The 22255-nt window shown below is 66.3% G+C and carries 23 protein-coding genes; 10 read left to right on the forward strand and 13 right to left on the reverse strand.

All coding sequences use genetic code 11. From position 1 onward, the window contains the following. Positions 1–24 precede the first annotated feature (24 nt). The 4 genes from QSK36_RS06695 (at position 25) to QSK36_RS06710 (ending at position 2607) form a co-directional block, all read left to right on the forward strand. Positions 25–912 carry an SDR family oxidoreductase gene (locus QSK36_RS06695; RefSeq protein WP_285781688.1) on the forward strand — a complete coding sequence of 296 codons (888 nt, stop codon included), beginning with the start codon at positions 25–27 and terminating at the stop codon, positions 910–912. 32 nt (positions 913–944) lie between these two features. Further along, a complete protein-coding gene (locus tag QSK36_RS06700) occupies positions 945–1370 on the forward strand; it encodes an SgcJ/EcaC family oxidoreductase (protein ID WP_285781689.1) in 426 nt (141 codons plus the stop codon). A gap of 83 nt (positions 1371–1453) precedes the next feature. Further along, positions 1454–2104, forward strand: coding sequence for a winged helix-turn-helix transcriptional regulator (locus QSK36_RS06705; RefSeq protein WP_285781690.1), 651 nt, complete (start codon positions 1454–1456; stop codon positions 2102–2104). Further along, on the forward strand, positions 2101–2607 hold the full coding sequence (locus tag QSK36_RS06710) for a DinB family protein (protein WP_285781691.1): 507 nt from the start codon (positions 2101–2103) through the stop codon (positions 2605–2607). The genes QSK36_RS06705 and QSK36_RS06710 overlap by 4 nt, the downstream gene beginning before the upstream one ends. A gap of 9 nt (positions 2608–2616) precedes the next feature. Here the strand turns inward: QSK36_RS06710 and QSK36_RS06715 are convergent, their stop codons facing one another. The 4 genes from QSK36_RS06715 to QSK36_RS06730 all read right to left on the reverse strand — a co-directional run bounded on the left by QSK36_RS06715 (position 2617) and on the right by QSK36_RS06730 (position 3866). Continuing rightward, complete coding sequence (locus QSK36_RS06715) at positions 2617–3036, reverse strand: hypothetical protein (RefSeq protein ID WP_285781692.1); 420 nt, start codon at positions 3034–3036, stop codon at positions 2617–2619. Between the two features lie 61 nt (positions 3037–3097). Beyond that, positions 3098–3310 carry a DUF397 domain-containing protein gene (locus QSK36_RS06720; RefSeq protein WP_079315603.1) on the reverse strand — a complete coding sequence of 71 codons (213 nt, stop codon included), beginning with the start codon at positions 3308–3310 and terminating at the stop codon, positions 3098–3100. A gap of 63 nt (positions 3311–3373) precedes the next feature. Continuing rightward, positions 3374–3592 (reverse strand): hypothetical protein, encoded by a 219-nt coding sequence (locus QSK36_RS06725; RefSeq protein WP_285781693.1) that lies wholly within the window; start codon positions 3590–3592, stop codon positions 3374–3376. A 64-nt stretch (positions 3593–3656) separates the two neighbouring features. Next, positions 3657–3866 carry a hypothetical protein gene (locus QSK36_RS06730; protein WP_285781694.1) on the reverse strand — a complete coding sequence of 70 codons (210 nt, stop codon included), beginning with the start codon at positions 3864–3866 and terminating at the stop codon, positions 3657–3659. Between the two features lie 156 nt (positions 3867–4022). Between QSK36_RS06730 and QSK36_RS06735 the strand changes: the two genes are divergently transcribed. Continuing rightward, positions 4023–5282, forward strand: a complete 1260-nt coding sequence (locus QSK36_RS06735; protein ID WP_285781695.1) for a helix-turn-helix domain-containing protein — start codon at positions 4023–4025, stop codon at positions 5280–5282. Positions 5283–5303: 21 nt separating this feature from the next. After that, on the forward strand, positions 5304–5618 hold the full coding sequence (locus QSK36_RS06740; protein ID WP_285781696.1) for a 4a-hydroxytetrahydrobiopterin dehydratase: 315 nt from the start codon (positions 5304–5306) through the stop codon (positions 5616–5618). A gap of 16 nt (positions 5619–5634) precedes the next feature. On the opposite strand, the gene QSK36_RS06745 is transcribed toward QSK36_RS06740, so the two are convergent. Further along, complete coding sequence (locus QSK36_RS06745) at positions 5635–6693, reverse strand: DNA cytosine methyltransferase (protein WP_285781697.1); 1059 nt, start codon at positions 6691–6693, stop codon at positions 5635–5637. Positions 6694–7055: 362 nt separating this feature from the next. Between QSK36_RS06745 and QSK36_RS06750 the strand changes: the two genes are divergently transcribed. After that, a complete protein-coding gene (locus tag QSK36_RS06750; RefSeq protein WP_285781698.1) occupies positions 7056–7508 on the forward strand; it encodes a very short patch repair endonuclease in 453 nt (150 codons plus the stop codon). Here QSK36_RS06750 and QSK36_RS06755 read toward each other — a convergent pair whose 3' ends face one another. The 5 genes from QSK36_RS06755 to QSK36_RS06775 are packed head-to-tail and all read right to left on the reverse strand — an operon-like array spanning position 7509 to position 14734. Further along, positions 7509–8339: a DUF6339 family protein gene (locus tag QSK36_RS06755; protein ID WP_285781699.1), complete on the reverse strand. Its 831-nt coding sequence runs from the start codon at positions 8337–8339 to the stop codon at positions 7509–7511. Continuing rightward, entirely contained in the window at positions 8339–9235 is an 897-nt protein-coding gene (locus QSK36_RS06760) for a hypothetical protein (RefSeq protein ID WP_285781700.1), read from the reverse strand. Before QSK36_RS06760 ends, QSK36_RS06755 begins: the two co-directional genes overlap by 1 nt. Further along, positions 9232–11172 carry a hypothetical protein gene (locus tag QSK36_RS06765; RefSeq protein WP_285781701.1) on the reverse strand — a complete coding sequence of 647 codons (1941 nt, stop codon included), beginning with the start codon at positions 11170–11172 and terminating at the stop codon, positions 9232–9234. Before QSK36_RS06765 ends, QSK36_RS06760 begins: the two co-directional genes overlap by 4 nt. Further along, the gene (locus tag QSK36_RS06770; protein ID WP_285781702.1) at positions 11169–12185 is read right to left on the reverse strand and encodes a PD-(D/E)XK motif protein; all 1017 of its coding nucleotides are present in this window, start codon (positions 12183–12185) and stop codon (positions 11169–11171) included. The genes QSK36_RS06765 and QSK36_RS06770 overlap by 4 nt, the downstream gene beginning before the upstream one ends. Continuing rightward, a complete protein-coding gene (locus QSK36_RS06775) occupies positions 12182–14734 on the reverse strand; it encodes a Z1 domain-containing protein (RefSeq protein ID WP_285781703.1) in 2553 nt (850 codons plus the stop codon). Before QSK36_RS06775 ends, QSK36_RS06770 begins: the two co-directional genes overlap by 4 nt. A gap of 379 nt (positions 14735–15113) precedes the next feature. On the opposite strand from QSK36_RS06775, the gene QSK36_RS06780 reads away from it, so the two are divergent. Then, on the forward strand, positions 15114–15797 hold the full coding sequence (locus tag QSK36_RS06780; RefSeq protein ID WP_285781704.1) for a hypothetical protein: 684 nt from the start codon (positions 15114–15116) through the stop codon (positions 15795–15797). Next, positions 15794–16471, forward strand: coding sequence for a DUF4166 domain-containing protein (locus QSK36_RS06785; RefSeq protein ID WP_285781705.1), 678 nt, complete (start codon positions 15794–15796; stop codon positions 16469–16471). Before QSK36_RS06780 ends, QSK36_RS06785 begins: the two co-directional genes overlap by 4 nt. 2 nt (positions 16472–16473) lie before the next feature. Here QSK36_RS06785 and QSK36_RS06790 read toward each other — a convergent pair whose 3' ends face one another. After that, positions 16474–18501, reverse strand: coding sequence for a glycoside hydrolase family 6 protein (locus QSK36_RS06790; RefSeq protein ID WP_285781706.1), 2028 nt, complete (start codon positions 18499–18501; stop codon positions 16474–16476). A gap of 200 nt (positions 18502–18701) precedes the next feature. On the opposite strand from QSK36_RS06790, the gene QSK36_RS06795 reads away from it, so the two are divergent. After that, a complete protein-coding gene (locus QSK36_RS06795; RefSeq protein ID WP_285781707.1) occupies positions 18702–19331 on the forward strand; it encodes a TetR/AcrR family transcriptional regulator in 630 nt (209 codons plus the stop codon). Positions 19332–19345: 14 nt separating this feature from the next. Here the strand turns inward: QSK36_RS06795 and QSK36_RS06800 are convergent, their stop codons facing one another. Together QSK36_RS06800 and QSK36_RS06805 are read right to left on the reverse strand one after the other, a co-directional pair. Further along, a complete protein-coding gene (locus QSK36_RS06800) occupies positions 19346–20035 on the reverse strand; it encodes an alpha/beta hydrolase (RefSeq protein ID WP_285781708.1) in 690 nt (229 codons plus the stop codon). 64 nt (positions 20036–20099) lie between these two features. Continuing rightward, entirely contained in the window at positions 20100–22154 is a 2055-nt protein-coding gene (locus QSK36_RS06805) for a glycoside hydrolase family 6 protein (protein WP_285781709.1), read from the reverse strand. Positions 22155–22255 lie beyond the last annotated feature (101 nt).

Consider the following 22255-nt stretch of genomic DNA (forward strand, 5'->3'; position numbering starts at 1 on the left):
GTTGTCAGTACTAGCGTCGTAGCCATGATTCTTGTCACCGGAGCGACCGGGCTCAGTGGATCGATCGTCGTCCAGGAGTTCGCCCGGCAGAACGCTCCCGTCCGAGCGCTGGTCAGGAACCCGGACAAGGCCCGGAAACTCCACGGGCTGCCGGGTGTGGAACTGGTCGAGGGCGACATGCTGCGCCCCGAGACCCTGAAGGCCGCCCTGCGCGGCGTGGAGCGCGTGCTCATGATCTCCTCCCCGAGGGAGCGGATGGTGGAGACGCAGTGCACCTTCATCGACGCGGCCAAGGCCGTAGGCGTGCCGCACATCGTGAAGTACTCCGGCAAGGAGTCGGGTGTCGGCTTCGATCCCGACAGCTTCATCGGGACGCACGAGCATCTGGAGATCGAGCGCCACCTTGAGGCGTCCGGCCTGGCCTGGACCCATCTGCGCCCGAGCCAGTTCATGGAGTTCTACCTGCCCGGCACCCTCACGGGCGTGGATCCGCATCGGCGGGAGCTGCGCATGTCCATCGGCGACAGCAGGCTGTCGCCCGTCGCCATCGAGGACGCCGCGAAGGTCGCGGTCGCGCTGCTGAACTCCGGAGGCCACGAGGGCAGGGCGTACGACATGACCGGCCCGGAGGCGCTGACGATGAAGGAGGTCGTCGAGCACATCTCGGCGGCGACGGGAACCGCCTTCCGCCATGTGGAGCTGCCCCTGGAGGACAAGCTGCGCGAGTGCGCAGAGGCGGGCATGCCCGAACCGTCTATCCGGATCCTGAGGGAGCTGTTCGCCGAGCGCGGGCGGCGTCCCGAGTCCCATGTGCGGCTGGAAACCCACCGGACCTTCGGGGTGCGGCCCACGAGCTTCGCCGAGTTCGCCCGCGTCCACGCGGCGGCGTTCCTCGGGCACGCGGCCCGATGAGGTTCGGGCGGCTGACGATCTTGGAGGATGGAATGAGTTCGGAACTTCACGAGGCGGTCGCAGGGCCGGTCGAGGAGCGCGCCGTACGGGCCCTGTTCGAGGTGACATCGGCCGCGTGGTCGGACGGCGACATCGACGCGTTCGCCGGCCGGTACGCGCAGGACGCCACCGTGATCCTGCCGGGGGTCCACCTGCGGGGCAGGGACGGCATCCGGTCCGCCATGGGCGCCGCCTTCGCGGGGCCGCTGAAGGGGTCCAGGCGCCTTCACGCGACGGAGAGCGTCCGGCTCCTCGGCCCGGACGTGGTTCTCGTGGTCACGCGGAGCGCAACCGTGTTCGCGGGGGAGGCGGAGCCCCCGGCCGACCGGTGGGAGCTGGCGACCTGGACGCTCGTTCGGCGCGGCGGCGAATGGCTCGTCGAGGCGTATCACAGCTGCCCGGCCGGGATGCCCAGCTGACGCGCTTCGCTTCGTGAGGCTGTGGCGGCCGGACCGCACTACGGGAAAGCAAGCATCTGCTCCGGGATGAGTAGGATGAGCGCGTGACCACGGCACGCACATACGGCGACCCCTGCGCCGCCGCGCGCGCTCTCGATCTGCTCGGCGAGCGCTGGGCGTTGATGATCGTGCGGGATCTGCTCTTCGGCCCGAAGCGCTACAGCGATTTGCAGGGCGGCCTGCCCAACGCCAGTCCCACCGTGCTCTCGCAGCGGCTGCGCGATCTGGAGGAGGGCGGGGTGATCCGGCGGCGCAAGCTGGGCCCGCCGGCGCGCGCGTGGGTCTACGAGCTCACCGAGTGGGGCCACGACCTGGAGCCGATTCTCGTGCACCTGGGCCGATGGGGTCGTCACTCTCCGCCGAAGGAGACGACGACGCCCCTGGGGACCGATTCGCTGATGCTCGCTGTGAAGAGCCACCTCGAATCCGCCCGACTGGGCGACCTCGACGCCACGTTCCTGGTCGACGTCGGCGGGGACGTCTTCACCCTCCGCGTGTCCGGCGGCGAACTCGCGATTCGCCGGGGCGAGCCTGATCGGTGGGACGCGGCCCTGCGGACCGTTCCCGCCGTCCTCAAGGCCCTGGTTATCGACGGAACGCCACTCGGGCAGGCCGGGGAGCCGCTGGAGATCACCGGCGACCGCGTCACCCTCCAGCGGCTGCTGGACGCCCTTCATCTGGGAGACCAAACGTGAGCCCGTCATCGGCGTCCAGCGAGGTTTCGTCCCTCTTCGGCTACCTGAACTGGAAGCGGCAGCACGTCCTCGACATCCTGGACGGCCTGGACGAGGCCGACCTCCGGCGCCCGGTTCTTCCATCGGCCTGGACCCCGATCGGCCTCGTCCACCATCTCGCCCTCGACGTCGAGCGCTTCTGGTTCCGCGCGGTCTTCGGCGCCGACCCCGAAGTGGTGGCCTCGTTCGCCACCCCGGCGGACGCATGGCGGGTGCCCGGCGACCGGCCCGCCTCGGAGGTGTTCGACCTGTACCGCGAGGAGGTGGCGCGCGCCGACGAGGTGATCGCCTGCAGCGACCCGGACCAGGCGCCGCGCTGGTGGCCGGATTACCGCGACGACCGGCCGCCGCGCGATTTGCGTGCGGCGATCCTCCACGTCCTCGTCGAGACGGCGACCCACGCCGGCCACCTCGACGCGGTCCGTGAGCTGATCGATGGCAGGCAGTTCCTCGTCCTGGACTGATGAGAAGAGTCAGGAGGCGGGGCAGCGGTAGGCGGCGTGGCGGTTGGGGGAGCAGCACACCACGCCGCAGGTGAGGAACCGGCCGCCGGTCAGCCAGATGCCCCACTGCACGTCCACGCCGTTGGTGAGCGCCTCGCGGGCGGTCTTCAGCCTGAAGTCGAGCCCGATCCGGGCCTCGTCGGCCGGGTGCAGGAAGGAGCCCTGGGCCGTACGGTGGCGCTCCGCCAGCCACGCGAGCGCGTCGTCGAGTGAGGCCGGAGAGGCGTCGATCCGGCGGGCCGGCTTCAGCAGCCAGTCGCAGGTCCGCATCGGCGGCAGCGGGGAGCTCGTGAAAGTCCCGGGGTCGGCGGGCGGCAGCGGTGGTCGTCGCTCGGCCTCGTTGCGGAGGTCTTCCCCCGACCCGCTCCACACGTAGCAGTGCAGGTGCATGGCGCTCCGTACAGTGGGGGTGGCCCCTGCCTGCTATCACCGGGCAGGGGCCACCGTGCTCCTACAGTGTGGTCAGGCCGGCCGCGCGAAGCTCGGCACCGGTGAACCGGAGAGTCCCGGCATCCGGGTTCTTGCTGTCACGCAGGGCGAAGGCGTCGGCCTCACCCGGAATCGGGGCCAGCTCGACGCAGGACTCCATGTCTTCCTCCTGCTGGTTGCCGCCGCACAGCCGCCGGAAGCGCACTCCGGCGAGGTCGCGGTCGTACAGGTCCATCGCGTTCCTTTCCTGTTGGTGGTCCCGCCTCGGACGGTTCGCCGGGCGGGCGTCTTATGGGCTTCAGCGGGCGCGGCCGAGCAGCAGGTCCAGCCACGTCCGGTGCGCCCGTGCGTCGGGCAGCCGTTCGGTTTCCCGGACCTTCGGCGTGTTGGCGGTTCTGTCGGTACGACGGACGAACAGCAGCCCACCGGAAGAGCACAGTTCGTACGCCAGCGGCGAGCAGTAGTCGCAGGTGTGGGCCACGACCCGGGCCCGGACGCTGCGCCTGGTCTCCCGCATCCACCGAATCGCGACATATCCCGGCTGCTCCGGAGCCACATGCAGCCCCAGACAAGCGTTTTCGTCAGGGAATCGACGCAAGGGCGGCCAGGCTCTCCTGCTCGGCGATGACCCGGCAGAGCTCGGCCAGGTCGTCGCCGTCGACGGTCCGGGCGGCTCCGACTTCTTCGGCCTTGGGGGAGAACGGCCGCTCGCGAGTCGCCCACAGTCGACCGGCATCGCTCGTCATCACCCGCCAGACCTCGGTCGGCGCGGTGCCTTTCCGGTCTGTCACAGCTCGGACCTCGATTCCTGATCAGGGGTCCTGTGCCGGACCCCGTTCGGTGCTACCTGCTATGACAGCGCTGCGTAACCTTCCCGGCACAGGTGCGGATGAGGGAAACTGAGGGCGCCCAGGGATCACCCCCGGATCCGAGCAGAGGTGCAGGCGATGAGCGACGACCTACCCGCATGGGCAGTACGGCTGCGCGCCGAGCGGCGCAATCGGTTGTGGAGCCAGCGTGAGATGGCCCGCCGCCTGGTCGAGGCCGCCGACGAGGACATCCGTCCCCGCCTGCCCTCCCGCGAGACCATGATCCGCCGCATCAAGGCGTACGAGGCCGGACACAACCGCCCCGGCGACCCCTACCGCGTCCTGTACGCCCGAGCCTTCGGGCTCGGCGAGGTCGAGCTATTCGGCGAGGACCGCGTAGCTGCATCGAGTCAGTGCGGTGCCGCGTGTCAGGGGAGACGCGATGACATCCTGGCGATGGACCCGATCAATGTCGGTGCCTCGATGTACTTACCTCACCACGGCTCTGTAGCCCCGGAGGTCGTCATGTACTTCCTCGAACAGCTCCCCGGTCACTACAAGGCGGATATGTGGCTGGGACCTCGCCATCTCATCCCGACCGTCGCTACGCAGGCCGAACTCATCAGGGAACTCGCCCAAGCCGCGGACGCGCCCGTACGCCATGGCCTCCTGGGCGCTGGCGTCGCGTACGCGGCGCTCCTCGGCTGGCTGTACCAGGACGCCGGTGACGTCGGCCGTTCCGGAGCCTGGCGAGCAATGGCCCTCGACATGGCCCACCGCTCGCAGGACCCGCAACTGATCAGCTACGCGCTCACGAACCAAGCGATGCTCGCGGTGGATCTCGACGACGGGCGCATGGTCGTGGACTACGCGGAAGCGGCCCTGGCTGACGAGAGCAAGCTGTGCCCGAAGGCACGGGTACTCGCGCTGGTTCACCAGGCGCATGGCCACTCGATGCTGCCGGAGAAGAAAAAGGACCTCGTCGATCGACTGCTGGATCAGGCGGCACAACTCGTGGATCGGATTGACGACGAATACCTCTGGGGCAACGCCTGCCGTCGCACCGAGGGATACATTGACGTGCAGCGCGCGACCACTTACCTGCGACTGGGCGCCTACCGGGAGGCCGTCGCTATTTGGGACCAGCTTCTCGGCACTGCTCCGGAGTCTGCGCGTCGCGACAACGGCGTGTTCTGGGCACGTCAGGCCGCCGCTCTGGCCGCTGTCCCAGAGCCGGAACGGGTCGTTCAGATCGTGTCAGTCGCCGCTTCCGCCGTCGAGGGGACAGGATCGGCCAGGCTACGCAAAGAGCTTCGGGCCGTTCCGCGTCACGCGACCGCCTGGGCCAGCACTGCTTCCGGCCGCGAACTGGCCGATATTGTCGCTCAATTCGTGTGAGCTTATCGACGTGGAGATGCGATGACCCCCCAGCCGCTGTCCGAAGAGGAGATCGCCGCTCACCTGAGCGGGCTACCAGGATGGGAACGCCAGGGTGAGACCATCGCCCGCACCTTCAAGCACTCGTACCACGAGTGCGTTCACCTGGCCATGTACGTCGCCGCCAAGGCCCGGGAAGTCGGTCACCACCCCGACATCCACATCACCTGGCAGCGAATCCGCTTCGTGATCACCACACACGACGCAGGCAACCGGCTGACTGCCAACGATTTCGAACTCGCTCGCCACGTCGACTCAATCGCCGCAGGCCACGGCGCCGCGGCGATCGCAAGGTGATGGTCCGCCTGAGGGATCACTCGCAGGTAACGTCAAAATGCGGAACTTTAGTCTCAGACCATAGCGGCAGGTTCTGAGCGGTCCGCCGTTCGAGAATCTGCACGTCGATATCAAGTGCCGCGACTAGCACGTGCATGGCAAGCAGGGGAGGGATGGCGTTGCCGATCTGCTGGGCGACGTCGTTACCGAACCAGGGATAGTCGGTAGGAAACGTTTGGAGTCGCCCCGCCTCGGCATAGGAGAAGCGGGGGAGGCTCCTTCCGCCGCTAGGTGTCACCACGCGATTTCGAAAGATTTTGCCAGTCACGGTAAAGGATGGCTCGGTGGAGGCGCGCCGGCCGCGAGCTTTCGGATCGCCGCCGGTGCCATAATTAGACACGACAACGAAAGGGTCTGGCCGGTTCAAGACGTCGTTCATAGCTACCCAAGGAAGCAGGTTCTCGGCTCCCTCGGTGCGCGACGTTCCCTTCCTGTATGGACGATGAGTAGGCTTAGGTAATGCCGCATCCGCGCCAAGGCGTGCGATTAGCACGGCTCGGCGACGTGTCTGGGGTATTCCATATTGCTCTGTTCGCAGCACCCCGTGCGCCACAGAGTAGCCCTCTTTATCGAGAATTTCGCCTACGGCTTCCCACACCGGCAAGACGGCCGGAACCTGCTCCAGGACGATTGCCCGATAGGGGTTCTCAGCCTTTATTGCTCGAAGTGCCCATCGTAAAGGTTCCAATACCAGAGCGGTCCGCTCGTCGGGTATCTGTTTTAGATCTTCGGTGACGTCGTCACCGTTTCCCATACGTTTAGCGAAAAGGAGTACTTCATCGAGGGCCTTGCGTCCATGCCCGGATCCTGCAACGGTGAATGTCTGGCAGGGCGGCCCGGCCGCTAGAACATCGGCGTTCGAGAAACAACTGGGCTCGAAGTGGCGTACATCGCCCTGTTCTGTGAGTAGACCAGCTGCGCGTCGAGTGGCGCAAGCGTTTGGGTCCCACTCGATGCCGATGACAGGAATACCTAGCCAAGTTGCTGCCACGTCGAGCCCGCCAGGGCCGGCGAACAGATCGATGATCCCGTACACATGATCTCCAGGCTGCCCGGCGATGTCACAGAGCGTAGAGCTGGCGAGTACCCGCCGTCGACAAACCGTTAAGGATCTTCATGATGTCCGAAAGCATACTCTTTCTTTGCGCACGTCCGCACGCTGGACGCTGAGACATGCCTGCCGAGCATGCCGGTCCCGACTCCGAGGCACTACAGCATGCAGCCACGTTCGACCTGTTGCTCCTCGGGGTTCCGCGCTGCACGAGGACAAAGGCTAAAGGGGACCGACCGTGCTTGGGCGGCAGCTCTTGCACGAGGCTGGCCAAGGCAGTAGAGAGAGCGGTCCCGGGACAGTGGGATGTGTCGGTGATCAATCGGTTCCCGCGTACCTTGTACCTCATGGGGTCGAGAGCAGAGTCCTGGGCTTCGAGTGAAGGCACTCGGGCGAGCATGAGATCCAATCGGCCTCGCGATACCAAGCCTGAGCTCGCTTTGCGACGAGCAGTTCACGCTCTTGGCCTGCGTTACAACGTGGCCGCGCGTCCCTTGCCCGCGGTCCGACGGACGGCCGACATGGTCTTCCCCCGCATACGTGTCGCAGTCTTCCTCGACGGCTGCTTTTGGCACGGGTGCCCTGCACATCACAGTGTGGCCAAGACCAATGCCGATTACTGGGCGGAGAAGGTGCGCCGCAACCGCGAGCGAGATCTGGAGACCGATCGCATGCTCAGGGAGGCAGGCTGGTCCGTCATCAGGATCTGGGAGCACGAGAATCCCGTAGAGGCGGCACATCGCGTTGCGGAGGCGGTGCGAGCTATCCGGGCCTCTCGAGCTTTCGGTAAAGGACGCTGATCAGCCCCCCGTCGCATTCGAGGAGCCGCCGAAGACCGCAGCTATCTTGGCCTGCCGTTCGTCCTCCGTCAGACTCGTTGTACTGAGCAGCGCGGTAACGCTCTCCCTAGCGGCGGCGCGAAGCTCAGCATCTAGTGATCGCTCGTCGAGACACTCGAAGAGAACGAAGGGAGCCAGCCGAAGTAGTCTTTTCAGGAAGTCCTGCAAGGTTTTGCGTTCGTCGAATCCGCGAAGGTCGAGTCCGTTCCAAATGCGCAGGATGGCCTTGACCAGGTGCGGGCTGTTACCGAGCGCCCGCCGGCGCGCATAGATTTGGTCGAATGCGGCCTCGCCGAGGATATTCAAGGCTGCATAAGGCTCAGGATCGTCTGAAGAACGCACAAGCTGGGCACGCCACCACATGCGTCCGAATACGTGCCGTGTGAGGTCGGTGCCAAGGACGCGGTCCCCGGGTGGTGCCGGATACCTCCAGTAGGCCACGTCTGGAAGCAGCACTAGGGCGAGGAAAGCCCACACGTCCCCAGAGGCGGCCTCGGCGGGCACGATCTCCATTTCGGTATGCAGAACCTCTGCGAGGCTCACATCGAATGCCGCCCGGAGTTCTCGATTTGATTCGTGCGGGAAACCTGAGTTCTTCGCTAGGTCCACCACCAACTGTCGCAGCTCGCGGAGCCTGGCCTCGGAGATTCGGTCACCTCCTGTGGCGACGTAAACGGCCGATTCGTGACTGGCGGCGGCGAGCTGCGTAAGGTCGGAAATAGGCAGGTGCCGGTAGCTGTAGTGCAACGGCCCCGCCTGACCAGCAAGGAGTCGGGGGTAGAGGAGGCCCATCAAACATCCTCGAATATTTTGACTGCAGCCTGCAATTCTGAAGAGAAGAGGCTGGGGGAGTGGTTGAACCTGAGTCGGACATCGTTTATAGATGAGCCCGGGAACAGGCGATGGAACAGCGACAGCAGCGTGGAACCCAAGGTGTCGTCGGAGAAGACCGCCTCGTCTTCGAACTCTTCATGCCGCAGCGCATGCTCGATCATTACGCGTGCGACGTCGGCATAGACCGCCGATAGAACGACTTTGTCGACGGGCCGCGGCTTCGCTGCATTCTGGAATGCGGTCGCCGTGGCGGCGTTCTTCTCGTTTACCAACAAGAGCAACGAGCCCATCGCTGCCCCGTGCAGAGTGCCGCCGATCTGGAGGTGCCAGGCTGCGCTTTCAGGGAAGGAGGTTTTTGCGAAGTCGATCACCGCCATCGGGAATTGTGGCGCATCGCCCTGAAGGCGCAGAGATCTGCGGTCGCTCCAGAGCACGGAGCCGCCGCGTCGAGGCGACGACGGCCCTCCTGTCGTGAGAGCCTCTGGCAGCACCAGGACCGTGTCCAGCATGAGTACCCCGCCGAGATCGGACCCACGGAGGTTAGTCGTGATCTCGACTTGCTGTAACCCGCCGCCTTCGATTCTTCTACGGGCTCCGGGGCCACGCAGATTGGATCCTGTGGCGGTCCAGACGATGGCCAAGGTGAGTGCAGTCTCGGGTGAGAGCCCTGTCTCGGCTCGGGCTCGGTCGACGTCGACCTGGACCTTGCGCCGCAGTCGTAAGTCCATCTGGTAATCCCAATCGGACAAGGACTCGTGCAGCGGCATATCGCCGTCCTCGGTCACCAGGAACCACGGCTCAGCTTGCACGACGTCCTCGGAGGGACGGCGGTAGGGCAGGGCGCGACGGCTCATGATGCCTGCACGGGATCGGTGATGATGTCGATTTCTGTCATCGTGTCTCGTGCAGGACGTATTATCGCGCGCCAGATCAAACCGTCACCGCCCGTGATATGGCAGGACGGAATCTCGTGTAAAGATCCGCTCGCGTCCTCCCACCCGATCAGAGTGGGCATCTCCGCGTTCAGCGGCGGATCGGTTTCACGCCCGCTTGCGCCCACTAAAGCCACAGCTAGATCGACACGCACCAGCTGGCTTCCGGGCACAGGTAGACGGAACTCCTGGATCAACACCGGTGCACCGAAACGCTCACCGTGGTAGGGGTCCCCGATGTACTCGACCCGCGGCCGGCGTCGACGCGCGAGGTTCGGTCCCGTTCCGCCTCCCTTACCTGCTCCTCCGGTGGGAGTCGTCGAGTCGGTCGCCGGCCGATCCGCAGTGCCTCCCTCGATGCCCCCTCCGCCCTGACCGCCCGCGGTTCCCGAATCGGTGCTGCCGGGTTTGCTGTACGCGGTGGCACCGCCCACACCCCATGCGCCGCCGATGAGCGAAGAGAAACGTGTGCTGGCGGCTCCCAGAGCGATCTTGGCGGCACCTCCCCGCACCCCGCCGCCGAGATCGAGTAGTCCGGCCAGCGCTTCATCAATGCGACGGAACGTCGTGTTGACGAAGGTGCTCTCCGGATAGTCGAGGGACTGGGGATTCCAGGCGTCGTGAGTCGGGGGCTCCGCTCTCGCGTACGTCTCGTCCATTTCGGGATCGGCCCGGAAAACACCGGCATAGTGCTGATACTCGCTCGAGGGCTTCGGCCCCGGCCGGTACGTCACCACGAGCTCGGCCGGGCGCATGAGGCATATGTGATGTACGGTGTTTTCAATTTCCACCATGCGCGACGCATCGGTGGCCTCCAGGGCGGGTGCTGGCCGCTTAATCAAGCCGAGCCTACCTAGGCGTTTTTTGGGCTTGTAGCACTCCAATACCTTGCCATCGGGGCCGTGCATGGCTTCATATGCAGCGACGAAGAGGTTGAGCGGCCTAGTCTTGTGCGGGTCTGGAACCGGATAGTCAAGTCCGTCGCAAGTCACCGAGAAGCGCATCGCGGGTAGGCCATCGCCAACGGATGCTTCGAGCATCTTGGGCCATAGGTGCCATGAAATGGTCTCGGCGAGATAGGCGGCAACCACGGATGGCTCACGACCGCTCAAGTCCGGATCGATCACGATGACTGTGGTGCCGGTCTCCCCTGGCCCGAAAGGTCTCAGACCGAGCTGGCGTGCCATGTCGTCGGCCTCTGCACCGACCAAAGGTTCGACGACTTCACCGCTGACATCGCCCCACCAGTGCCGGCCTGTGTATCGCGTGGGTCCGCCAGGCTCGTCGGCCACATAGCTGTTCCAGAGCGCGCAGCCCATCAGCCGGGTTTCATATCCGCCGTCCACTTCGCAACGCGTGTGTAAGAGGACCGTTCCAGGCCGGGAGATGAGGTAGAAGATGCCCTTGCCGAACCCGTAGGTACCACCGCCGAGCTCGGTGTCGCGTGGCTCTCCGACATTACGCACGAAGGATACGAAATCGTGGTCTTTGGTCACGGCCTTATCGGCACGAGTGGGACCGCGGAGGCCGGTGGTACCGCGGTCTGATATCGCCATCACCCTGATGAGCGCAGGCTTCAGCGACTGACGGATCGGTAGATGTTCATTGGGAGGAGCGCTCTGCAACAGCAACTCGCGCCACGCTCCTGCATGTGCAGGACTTACGGTCCACATGCTGATCGCGTAGTCAACTGGTTGGGGACGGTGACGCAAGCGGGCGTCCCAGCTGTTCTGCGCCGATTCCCGAATCAGGATCGTCAGCAAGTCAAGCTCAGGACGACCGAGCTGGTTGCGTATTCCCTCCGCCACGCTCGCGCCTTCGGGGGGAAATGGCTGAGAGAACCATGACACCTTCGTCATGAGGACTCCTGGAGTAGCGTGCTGAGATGTTCTTCCACTTGCTCTGGTCCCAAGGGGGTCGGCGGCTCGCTGGAGAGGTCGATCGTGTAGGTGACGTCCCTGACCCTGATCGGGATGCCTACCGCTGCGAGATCGTTACCTGTGAGCTTGGGGAACTCCATGCCTACTTGGTACCAGCGCTCTTCGGTAGTGGAGAAGCGGACGTCCTGATAGAAGGCAGTGTCGGCGGAGCGATAGTTGGCGTTGGCAAGCAGCCTGAGTAAGGCGGCCTCGTCGTCGCAGAGCCTGAGCGCTCGGTCGACCAGTTCGGGAACGCTCTCGCCCTGATCGGATACTCGCTCCAGCTTGTAATAGACGAGTTGCAGAGTTCCGTCCACTGGCGGCTCTAACTGTTCAAGTCCGTGGACACGAACTCGACGACCCTCGCCAGCGGTCGACGCCTTGACTTCGACTGCGGCGCCGCCTGCGGAGAAGTCGTGGTGATGGCCACGGGGTCCATGCCACAACCGGTGGGCGCTGCCATCCTTCTCGAACAGCCGAACGAGCACCTTCAGCTCCCCGTATAACCCTGCGAGCTGGTCGGCCCCGAGCGGTGCGCCCTTGGTCTGGAACAGCGCCTTCCACCGGTCCAGCACTCGGTAGAGGGCCTTGAGCGGTTTATCGGGCATCGCACCGGTCGTCTCCAGCACATCCGCGCACAGCATCGTGAATAGGTCATTCAGATCTGGACGCAGGCAGCAGAGGTCGGCATACGTCTGATAGGTGTCCTCGTCTTCGAGAGGGCGCTTCCGGAGTATAAGGACCGGCCCGTCGAGCCCCCGGCGTACAGGTTGTTGTGGACTAATCGGAACCAGAATGTGACGATGGCCCTCGTGATCTACTGCGGCTGACAGTCGGCCCTGGGCGCTGCCGAGAGGAAGCTCAGAAACTCGCACTTTGCGTTCTTTCGAGACCTGCCGGGACTCCAGTGCTATCCAGTGTTGATCAATGAGGTCGCGGTGCCTGTCCTTCACGGGGACTCCTCGGCCTCGATGGGGCTGAGGTCCTCTTCTTCGATCTCGACACCCGAGAGGTCCGCAGAGATCCACTCAACGGTGCTGTCCTCACCGTGAGGTTGCGGAAAGACCAGACCGACGCCGATCACATGCTCGTCGGCGTTCAGCGGTTTGCGGAGCTGCTTCTTCCGTTCGGGCGGGGTCGAGACCTTGTCGATCGGGTAGAGCACCAGCAATCCCGTATTGGGTAGTTGCTTCTGCCGTTCTGACTTGATCTCTTGCTCGGTGAGGTTGCTCGTCTCGCCGTCGAGGTCGATGGCCGCATCCCGGCGGCTCATCAGCGTCTTGATGTCGGCGTAGCCCACCTCTTCAGTCTGTAGTCGTGCTCGGATGATCCGGTGGACTGCCACCCCAGGGGCAAATTCGAAAGCAGTGTCGCTGTTCCCCGTCGGGTTCCCCACGATGGCGACGTTCCATCGTCGAAGGGAACCTGCACCTTGGACACGCTTCTCGATGTAGCCGACGAGCAGCTTGGCGTCGCATTCCATGGACTTCTCGTGGAAGTGGTATTTCCTAAGAAATTCGATGACCAGGTCATATGGGACGTTGCGGAAGACGAACCGACCGTCCTCCGGGCGCGCGTCGTATCGGCTTGCGTGCTGCATCGCCTTGCCGACGAGCCGCTTCGCGGCTTCCTGGTTGTCGAGAAGCCACTGGCCATCGGTGCGGAAGTATCGTGTCTGCACGCGCTGACCGCCGTACGCGGAGGCGGCCTTCACCGCGTCCTTCATCTTGGCCGCCTGGGTGACCCGGAGTGCGGGGTGTGTTCGAAGACGCACTGCGAAGGTCAGGGGATTTTTGTCCTCCGTCATGTAGACGTCGATGTCCCGTCGCATTTCTGTCTCGACCGTTGCGAGGTGCCGGAACCAATCGCTGAGCTCTGTCGTCATCCAAATGCGGGGCAGGTCGGCGTAGCCGTCGCGGTAGCCGAACCAGCGTCCCATTTGTAGGAGAGTGTCGTACGCGGATACCGCCCGCACAAAGTAGCTGACTGACAGGCCTTCCAATGTCAGGCCGCGTGAAAGGGTGTTGCCGCCGACCGCGATTGCCACGACCGGGCCGTTCTCGTAGTCGAGGCGGTCCTCGCTGCTGGAGTTGTCCATGACAATCCGACAATCGTCAAGGACGCCGGGCAAGTGGGAAAGAACTTCGTCAAACTCTATCTTGACCTCGCCGAAGTCTTCGGCTGGCACCCGGGCCGTCTCGGTGTCCCACAGGTTCCGAAGATTTTGAAGAACGTCCAGATTGTCGAGGTCGGTCCTCATGTCGTCGCGGAGGCGCGTCAAAGGCATTTTGAAGCTGTTGTGAACCGCAGTGTTCACGCTTGTATGAATGAGCATCGTGCTGTGGGGGGTTCCGGCACCGCGCACCCGCCGGGCCGCCGTGACCAGCCAAAAGTAACGGATGGCATCGCGTAACGTTTCGGTGATCTGAGGTGTGAATCCGTAGACATCGGCCCTTTTGAGTGGACGTACGCGTTCTACATCCTCGTCTGGGACCCTACGGATCATGTCGTAGCCGTCGTCGACGTCCTCCGGATCCTCGCCGTCGAGCGCGTACCGGCCGAAGAGCACCTCGGTGCCGAAGTGCCCATCCGGCTTCGGCAGGTTGACAATGAAGTCCTTTGGATAGAGATCCTTTGCGCTGGGGTTGATGAGCAGATTTGCGAAAGGCGAGGCGGTATAGCCCACGTATGCAGACTTGGGCAGATGCCCGAGGATCTGCCTGATTCTCGGGTTGATCGTCTTGGTGGCGACCGTCGCCTGGTCGGCCTCGTCATCGATGACCAGCGCGGGGCAGTCCTGTAGATAGTCCGATGCGGATTCGAGCCACTTCGCGAACTTGCGGAGGATGGTGGCGTTCTTCTTGATAACGCAGAGCACATGCGCCTTGTTGTTCTTGCCAAAGAACGACGCGGCATTGGCGGTCGGGACGAAGTCTCGATCAAGATCGGTCAACTGATGCCAGCGAGTGGGGTTGGGCTCCACGAGCTGCTGGACGAGTCGGGCCTGAGTCTGTCGGCGAAGACCGTTGTGAATGCCAGCGAGGACGATGAACAGCTTGTATCCGCGGTCGGCCGCCTTCGCCATTACCGCCGTGAAGTTGGTCGTCTTGCCCGACTGCACGTATCCGACAACGAGCCCTTGAGTCGAGAACGCCTTCTCCTTGGGGTGGCGCAGCAGCGAGACTATCCGGGTCGAGGCGGTGTCGAGACTTTTGATGGCAGATTCGGACCAGCCGGACATCTCCAGCCGGCCGACTATCGCTGGCCAGCACTTGTCATGCGGCGACGGCCCGGTGTACCAGGTATTCCGGTTGTCTAGGACGATGGAGCGGGGCTCCTCGAGCTCCTTGATCCGAATCGTCTGCCGCTCGTGTTGCTCCCGGATCTTCTGGATGACGGCGGTGCTGGCTCCCATGAGCTCAAGCCTCTTGATCGCCTCTGATGGCGTGTAGATGTCCAGGAGAGCCTTGAAAGTGTCGTAATTGTCATCGAACTCGTCCATGGAATCTCCGGTGGCGCATTTCTATCTCGGCATCAGGCTGCGTGGCGGATGTCCAACCCGGACAGATGGCATATAAGGGGCGATCCGGGCTGTAACTCCACTTGGTGAGTCACAATCAAGATAGCTGGACGAATCGGTGATGGCATCATGGCCGGTCGCAGTGAGGGTCGGGATGTGCCCACTTTGTAACATTATGTGCTGAAATGGGAAGTCATGCTTGTTTCCGTCCTGACGCGAGGGGTCATTGTGCCGCCGGTCGTTCGCTTGCACTCCTCTACCCCGCGGCCGTAGTAGCTCGCATCAATGCCCGTCTTGAGCGCTCGCTTAAAGCGGCCTATCCTCGGTTTTAAGCGGTCGCTCAAGGCGTTGGAGGGCATGCGTGGCTCGGTTCGTGTATGTCGAGTGCTTCATTCGGGCGGACATGGACGCCCTTTGGGGGCAGACGCAGCGGCCTGAGCTGCACAAACGGTGGGATCTTCGGTTCACGGAGATCGACTATTTGCCGCGTGCGGACGGCGAGCCGCAGCGGTTCCTGTACACCTTCAAGCTCCTGCCCGGGCTTGTCATCAAGGGCACCGGCATCACCACCGGGGACCGGCACGACGCTGACGGCAGGACGTCGGCGCTGCGGTTCTCCTCGGACTATCCGCTCTCGCTGATCCGCTCCGGCTCCGGCTACTGGCGGTACGTCCCCACGAGCGACGGCGTCCGCTTCATCACCCGGTACGGCTACCGCCCTGGCTGGGGCAAGGCCGTGGACTTCATGTTCCGGCCGCTCATCGGCTGGGCGACGGCCTGGTCCTTCGACCGGCTTCGCCTCTGGCTGGAGACCGGAAGGACGCCCGAGCGGTCCCTGTGGCAGGCCCTCGCCGAACTGTGCGTACGCGTGCTCGCCGCCGGCATCGCTATACAGGCGACCCCGGCCGCCGTCGCCTGCCTGATAGGAGCGGCGGCCGTCCTCTTGCCGCCGCTCCCGTCAACTCCCGCGGCTCGCCGATGCCTGCGCCGTCCGCCCGATCGGCTGGCGTCGAAAGCTCCCCTGACTTACCTGGAGACACCATGACCTCGATTTTCGAACGCGTCCTCGGCGCTGACTTCGACCGGCTGCACCCGCAACTGCGGCGCCGGTTCGGCGTCAGCGTCACCGACGGGCGGGCCTGCGTCGGCACGGGGGTGATGGAGCACATCTGGCACGCGGGCTTCACCCGGCCGTTCCTCGCCCTCGGCGGAACCCGCAACATCCTGATCCCCGAGCAGGGCCGGCAGGTGCCGTTCACCATCGAGAACTACCCGTACGTCGACTCGTACGGGCGGGAGACGGTCAGCTTCGTCCGCACCTTCGACCTGCCAGGCCGCCCCAGGCGGTTCGACGCCCAGATGGTGTACGACCTCGAAAAAGACGGCATCGTCGACTACCTGGGCTCGCACCAGCATCTGGCCGTGGACCTGGACTTTCAGGTGGACGAGCGCGGGGGCCTCGTCATCCGCTCCAGTGGGTTCCGCCTGCACGAGGGCCGGCTCTCCTGCCGTCTTCCCGCGCTGATTACCGGCACCGCCGTCGTCAGGGAGTCGTACGACGACGAGGCGGGGGAGTTCCGCGTCGGGGTGACGGTCTCGCACCACACACTGGGCCCGATGTTCGGCTACTGGGGCGCATTCGAAGCCCGGTACGTCGACGTCACGGAGCACGGCGTGCCCGCCGCCCTGAAGCCGCGGCGTGAAGAGGCACGCCTGTGAGCTCAACGCAGCGGGGGCACGGCGTTGCGAGCGCGTTCGAGGGCGAGGGCGGGCCACCAGGTGCCGCCAACGGGGTCCACCTGGTGACGCACCGGATCCTCCGGCCCGGAGCCGCCCCGGAGGCACCGGCCGTTGGACTGGCCGGGATCGCGGATCCACAGGAACGCGTCGGCGAGCTCGCTGCCGGTGTCGGTGGTCGGGCGGGGGCCGACGCCCCGTCCTGGAGGGTTGCACCACAACTGGGGGTCGGCGTACTTGCCCTCGGGAGCCTTCCACACGCCCCTGCCGTTGCGGCTGGTGTCGATGACGAAGTGCGTCAGCGGTGCGTCGGCCGGCACGGCGTCGATGTCGGCACCCGCACACGCGCTTCCGCCCTTGGCGGCGACGAGGTAGACGCAGCGGGAGAGCCTTTCCCCATATCGGAGAAGGCTGTCGGTGTGCTGGAAGTCCGAGCTGTTCAGATAGAAGCCATCAGCCCGCCCTATCGCGGCCTTGACCAGCCGATCGGCGATATCGGAGACGGACTCGGGCCAGCCCTGGATGCCGCCGTCGAGGTAGACGGCCGTGTGCGGCAGCGCCCCCAGGCGGTCGACGGCGTAGCCGAGCTCGCGGTAGCGCTCGGCGGTCCCCGCGGTGCCGCCTGTCTCGCAGTTGTCGGTGCCGGGCACTTTGGTCAGACTGTTCGGTTCGAGCACGACCACCGCCCGGCCCGCGCCGATGCCGGCCGCGACCTGGTCGATCCAGTCCCGGTACGCCTGCTCGTTCGGCGCCCCGCGATCGGAGCAGTCCGTCAGGGGGATGTAATCGGTGAGGAACACCGGCACGGCATCGTGGGCCGCGGCGAGCCGCATCGTGGACCTGACGGTGTCCTCGGCCTCAGTGGCCGGTCCGCTCAGGTTCACCGAGTGCGGCACCGCGGCGAGGGCGCGCATCAGCGCGGCGTCGGCCTTCCTACCTTGGGCGTCCCAGGCGTCCGCCTGGCGCTGTGGGTCGGGCTCCTGCTTGTACGCGAACCGTACGCCGGGCTCCCGCAGCGGATTGCCACTGGTGCCGGCGACGGAAGCGGACGGGAGCGCGGCGGCCACGGAGGCAGCCGAGGTGGCGGATGAGGTGGCGGACGAGCCGGACGAGGGCGAGCCCGACGAGGTGCCGAGCCAAGTGGCGGTCACCGCCGCTACCAGGGCCAGCGCGCCCGCCCCGGTCCCGATCATCAGGCTGCGGCGGCGTCTCCCACCACCCCCGGGAAGAGTGGCGACGGAAGGTGCCGCAGAACCGGTGAGCGTGTCGAGGATGTCCTGTACGGCCGGTCGTTGTGCCGGGTTCTTGGCCAGGGCGCGGGCGACGAGCGTGCCCAGCGGTCCGTCGAGGCCGGTCAGGTCGGGTTCCCCGTTGACGACTCGGTTGAGCACGACGGGGAGCGATCCGTGACCGAAGGGGGCGTGGCCCGTGCCCGCATAGGTGATCGTGCTCGCCCAGGCGAAGACGTCGGAGGCGGGTGTGAGGGGGCCGCCGTCGAACTGCTCGGGAGACATGAACGAGGGTGTCCCGACGACCGCGGTGCTCATGTGTCCGGCCATGTCGGTCAGGTGGGCGACGCCGAAGTCGATGACTTTGGGGCCGATGGGGGAGAGCAGGACGTTGCCGGGTTTGAGGTCGCGGTGGATGATGCCGGCGGCGTGGATGGCGCGTAGGGCGGTCGCGATGCTGACGGCGAGTCCGTCCAGGCTTGAGCCGCGTAGCGGTCCGTCCCGTTCGACGGCCTCCCGGAGGGTCGGTCCGGGGACGTACTCGGTGACCAGATAGACGGTTTCGCCGTCCACTTCGGCGTCCAGGACGGCGGCGGTGCAGAAGCGGGCGACTCGCTTGGCCGCCTCGACCTCGCGGCGGAACCGGCGGCGGAAGTCGGGGTCGGCGGCGATCGTGTGGTGGAGCAGCTTGACCGCCACGCGCGTGCCGTCCGGCGTCTCGCCCAGGTAGACGGTGCCCATCCCGCCCTCGCCCAGCCTGCGCACCAGCCGGTAAGGCCCCACCTGGTGCGGGTCACCGGTACGCAGGCCGGACTCATGCTGCCCGGGTAAGCCCCCCGCCTCGCTGCCGCCGTTCACATCGCCCCCGCTGGGATGTCCGGAAGGTCAGGTCACTACGGATCTTATTGACCGCCGCCGGGCCGGGCCATGGCCGAACACGTGCCGCTACGGTGAAGCCGCGAAGAGGAACGAAGGGGGAGACGATGGGCGACACCCGTACGCGGCTGCTCGAAGGCGCTCTGGAGACCTTGCGCACCCAGGGCATCGCGGGGGCCTCTGCGCGGGCGATCGCCTCCACGGCCGGGGTGAACCAGGCGCTCGTCTTCTACCACTTCGGCAGCGTCGACGACCTCCTCGCCGCGGCCCTGCGGCACGGGTCGGAACAGCGGGTGGCGGTCTATCGGGCTCGGTTCGCGGCTGTGAACTCCCTGAAGGAACTGCTCGACCTCGGCCGTTCCCTGCACGCCGACGAGCGCGAGGCGGGGAGCCTGGCCGTGCTCGCCCAGATGCTCGCGGGCAGCCAGATGGACGACAAACTCGCCCCCGCCACCGCGGCCGGCCTCGGCATGTGGGTCGCCGAGGTCGAGGACGTCCTCCACCGAGTGCTGGCCGGCACCCCGCTGGCGGAGTTCGTGGACGTCGCCGGGCTGGCCCGCGCCACCGCGGCGGCCTTCGTCGGTCTCGAACTGTACGAGGGCGTCGACAAGGACGGCGCGGAGCGCGCCTTCGACAGCGTGGAGCAGCTCGCCGGCCTGGTCGCCGTCCTGGAGGACATGGGCCCGCTGGTCCGCCGTACGGTCCGCGCCCGCCTCCGCAAGGCCAACGGCGATTGACGAGTCAGCACTGTTCAGAGCCCGATGCGGTACGCCTCAAGGCGGTCGGCCAGCTCCTTCGGGTGGCCGAGCATCGGACAGTGATCACCAGGCATTTCGTCCGGCTGGAAACCGAGACGCTCGGTGACGATCCCGCGCATGAACTCGGCCGGGAAGAAGCGGTCGCCGGCAGCCATCAGGAACCTGGTCGGCACGTCCGGCCAGGAGGCCAGCGGCCACGGCGTGCCGAACGGGGTAGGCGCCTGGTGCCGCTGGTGTCGGGTGACGAACTCGGCGGCCAGGTCGGTCGGGGTGTCGTGCAGCACGAGGGAGGACGTGTCCTCCTCCATTCCGCCCGGGACGCCTCGGCGCCGGTCGGCTTCCTCCCGTGCCGCCCAGTAGCCGGTGTTGCCCCACCATTCGCCGGGTGATTCGGCGGGAGCCGGGATCTGGGCCTGGAGCATCACGAGCAGGTCGGCAGGCACCCGGTCGCACACCAGCGGGCCGGTGAACCCGCCGAACGAGTGGGCGACGACGACCAGACCGGTGCGCCCGCCGATCGCCTCGACCACCGTGTCCGCGTACTCCACGAGCCCGGCCGACTCCTGATCACACGGCAGGTCCGGCGCCACCACGTCGTGGCCCCGGTCGCGCAGGGCGGCCGAGAGCGGTCCCCAATACCAGGAATCGACCGCCGCAGCGTGGATCAACACGTAAGTCGCCATTGGACAGAATCCTCCTGAGTTGTCGATCTCCTCGTCCGCCGTCGTCTCCCACGATGGCCGTAGTTCAGCGCAGCGGGGGGACGGCGTTGCGGGCGCGGTCGAGGGCGAGCACCGACCACCAGGTGCCGCCTTGGGGGTCGACCTGGTGGTAGACGGGGTCCTGGGGACCGTGGCCGCCTCGCGTGCACTGGCCGTTGGACTGCTCGGGGGAGCGGAGCCACAGGAACGCGTCGGCCAGCTCGCTGCCCGTGTCGGTGGTCGGCCGGATGCCGACGCCCCGGCCCGGAGGGTTGCACCAGATCTGGGGGTCGGCGTATTTGCCCTCCGGCGGCTGCCACACGCCCTTGCCGTTGCGGCTGGTGTCGATGACGAAGTGGGTCAGGGGCGTCCCGGCCGGCACCGCGTCGATCTCGGCGCCGGTGCAGGTGCTCCCTCCGCTGTTCATCTTCAGGTAGAGGCAACGGGACAGGCTCTCCCCATACCGGAGAAGCTCGTCGGTCTCCTGGAAGTCCGCCGTGTTCAGGTAGAAGCCGTCGGCTCGCTTCACCCCGGCCTTCACGAGCCGGTCGGCGATCTCGACGAGGCTGGGCCAGCCCTTGATGCCGCCGTCGAGGTAAACGGCCGTGTGCGGGAGCTTCCCCAGACGGTTCACGGCGTACGAGAGCTCGCGGTAGCGCTCGGCCGCGCCCGCCTTGCTCCCCTGCGAGCAACTGTTCGAGCCGGGGAGCCTGGTCAGGCTGTTCGGCTCCAGCACGACCACCGTCCGCGCCTTGCCGATGGCCTTCGCCACCCGGTCGATCCAGTCCCGGTAGGACCGCTCGTCCGGCTCCCCCCATTGGGAGCAGTCCTTCATCGGCACGTGATCGGTCACGAACACGGGAACGGCGTGACGGGCGGAGGCCACCCGTACGGTGGACGCGACCGTGCGCCCGGCCTCGGCGGCCGGCATGTTCAGGTTCACGGGATGCGGCACTGCGGCCAGGGCGCGCATCAGCGCGGCGTCGGCCTTCCTGCCCTGCCCGCTCCAGACGCCCGCCTGGCGCTGCGGGTCGGGCTCCTGCTTGTACGCGAACCGTACGCCGGGCTCGCGAAGCGGGTTGCCGCCGCTGCCCGTCGGAGCCTTCGACGCGGTGGAGGCGATGGGCGTAGGCCCCTCGGGGATCACCACCGCAGAGCGCGTGGAGGTGGCGGAGGAGGTCGCGGACGCCGAGGCGTGCGGGTTGCCGCCGGAGGGCCATACGGCGACCACCGTCGCGATCAGCGCCAGCCCGGCTACTCCGGCCGCGGCCCCGGTCAGCAGCCTGCGGCGGCGTCTGCCGCCCCCCGGCAGTGTCGTGACCCACGACTCTTCAACCGGGGGTGATCCGGTGAGGGTGTCCAGGATGTCCTGCACGGTCGGCCGTTGTGCCGGGTTCTTGGCCAGGGCGCGGGCGACGAGCGTGCCCAGCGGTCCGTCGAGGCCGGTCAGGTCGGGCGCCCCGTTGATGACCCGGTTGATGACGACCGGCAGCGGTCCGTTGCCGAAGGGGGCGCGGCCCGTGCCGGCGTACGCGACCGTGCCGGCCCAGGCGAAGACGTCGGAGGCGGGTGTGAGAGGGCCGCCGTCGAACTGCTCGGGAGACATGAACGACGGCGTGCCGACGACCGCGCTGCTGTGCGTGGCGGTGTCCGACAAGTGGGCCACGCCGAAGTCGATGACTTTGGGGCCGATGGGGGAGAGCAGGACGTTGCCGGGTTTGAGGTCGCGGTGGATGATGCCGGCGGCGTGGATGGCGCGCAGGGCGGTCGCGATGCTGACGGCGAGTCCGTCCAGGCTTGAGCCGCGTAGCGGTCCGTCCCGTTCGACGGCCTCCCGGAGGGTCGGTCCGGGGACGTACTCGGTGACCAGATAGACGGTTTCGCCGTCCACTTCGGCATCGAGGACGGCGGCGGTGCAGAAGCGGGCGACTCGCTTGGCCGCTTCCACCTCGCGGCGGAACCGGCGGCGGAAGTCGGGGTCGGCGGCGATCGTGTGGTGGAGCAGCTTGACCGCCGCGCGCGTGCCGTCCGGTGCCTCGCCCAGGTAGACGGTGCCCATCCCGCCCTCGCCCAGCCTGCGCACCAGCCGGTAAGGCCCCACCTGGTGCGGGTCGCCGGTACGCAGGTCGGCCGGATGCTGTGGGCCGGACGGCCACCCGGGGCCGGACTCATGCCCGTCACCGAAACCGCGTAAGCCCCCCG

The sequence above is a fragment of the Microbispora sp. NBRC 16548 genome (assembly GCF_030268985.1).
Taxonomy (GTDB): Bacteria; Actinomycetota; Actinomycetes; order Streptosporangiales; family Streptosporangiaceae; genus Microbispora; species Microbispora catharanthi.

Coding starts and splice junctions, on each gene's coding strand:
- QSK36_RS06695 (WP_285781688.1), top strand. CDS start 25: ATGATTCTTGTCACCGGAGCGACCGGGCTCAGTGGATCGATCGTCGTC.
- QSK36_RS06700 (WP_285781689.1), top strand. CDS start 945: ATGAGTTCGGAACTTCACGAGGCGGTCGCAGGGCCGGTCGAGGAGCGC.
- QSK36_RS06715 (WP_285781692.1), bottom strand. CDS start 3,036: ATGCACCTGCACTGCTACGTGTGGAGCGGGTCGGGGGAAGACCTCCGC.
- QSK36_RS06720 (WP_079315603.1), bottom strand. CDS start 3,310: ATGGACCTGTACGACCGCGACCTCGCCGGAGTGCGCTTCCGGCGGCTG.
- QSK36_RS06725 (WP_285781693.1), bottom strand. CDS start 3,592: ATGCGGGAGACCAGGCGCAGCGTCCGGGCCCGGGTCGTGGCCCACACC.
- QSK36_RS06735 (WP_285781695.1), top strand. CDS start 4,023: ATGAGCGACGACCTACCCGCATGGGCAGTACGGCTGCGCGCCGAGCGG.
- QSK36_RS06740 (WP_285781696.1), top strand. CDS start 5,304: ATGACCCCCCAGCCGCTGTCCGAAGAGGAGATCGCCGCTCACCTGAGC.
- QSK36_RS06750 (WP_285781698.1), top strand. CDS start 7,056: ATGGGGTCGAGAGCAGAGTCCTGGGCTTCGAGTGAAGGCACTCGGGCG.
- QSK36_RS06755 (WP_285781699.1), bottom strand. CDS start 8,339: ATGGGCCTCCTCTACCCCCGACTCCTTGCTGGTCAGGCGGGGCCGTTG.
- QSK36_RS06760 (WP_285781700.1), bottom strand. CDS start 9,235: ATGAGCCGTCGCGCCCTGCCCTACCGCCGTCCCTCCGAGGACGTCGTG.
- QSK36_RS06765 (WP_285781701.1), bottom strand. CDS start 11,172: ATGACGAAGGTGTCATGGTTCTCTCAGCCATTTCCCCCCGAAGGCGCG.
- QSK36_RS06775 (WP_285781703.1), bottom strand. CDS start 14,734: ATGGACGAGTTCGATGACAATTACGACACTTTCAAGGCTCTCCTGGAC.
- QSK36_RS06785 (WP_285781705.1), top strand. CDS start 15,794: ATGACCTCGATTTTCGAACGCGTCCTCGGCGCTGACTTCGACCGGCTG.
- QSK36_RS06795 (WP_285781707.1), top strand. CDS start 18,702: ATGGGCGACACCCGTACGCGGCTGCTCGAAGGCGCTCTGGAGACCTTG.
- QSK36_RS06800 (WP_285781708.1), bottom strand. CDS start 20,035: ATGGCGACTTACGTGTTGATCCACGCTGCGGCGGTCGATTCCTGGTAT.